1 protein-coding gene is annotated in these 598 nt (G+C 46.0%); it reads left to right on the top strand.

All coding sequences use genetic code 11. From position 1 onward, the window contains the following. The coding region (locus R7Q48_RS29015) for a cache domain-containing protein (protein ID WP_318133816.1) at positions 1 to 598 on the top strand (598 nt) is incomplete at both ends.

Below are 598 nucleotides of genomic sequence, written 5' to 3'. Positions count from 1 at the left end.
GTGATCATCTGATTGAAGCGCTGCTGTATCAAGCGCAAACGGGGGGCGGTTTTCATCAATATTTGTGGAAAAAACCCTCGACAGGCGAAACCGTGCCGAAACTTAGCTACGCAGCTTGGCTAAGTAAATGGGAGTGGATGATTGGCACTGGTCTTTACATTGAAGATGTCAGCCAAGAAGTCGCGAACATGCGTGCTGCGGTGAACAAAAACATCGAGACCACGTTTTTTTCCGTGGTGGTGATTTTGGTGGTCACCGTGGCGGTGATCATTGTGCTGACGTTAGCCATCAATTTACATGAGCATCGACTTGCCGATAAAAACCTCAAAGAACTTGCTCACAAAACGGTGATGTTTCAAGAAGATGAGAAGAAACATTTAGCGCGCGAGTTGCACGATGGGATCAATCAGCTTCTGGTATCGAGTAAATGTCATTTGGATTTAATGAGCCATCGATTGCAAGATGAAAAGCTCAAGTCACATCTCGACAAATCACAACGTTCTTTGGTGACGGCAATTAATGAAGTGCGGCACATTTCCCATCAACTTCGCCCAAGCGCATTGGATGATATCGGTTTGGAAGCTGCGTTGACGACATT

Source organism: Vibrio sp. 378, assembly GCF_033339435.1.
Note: the sequence above shows the minus strand (reverse complement) of the source record. Positions and strands in the feature narration are given on the sequence as shown.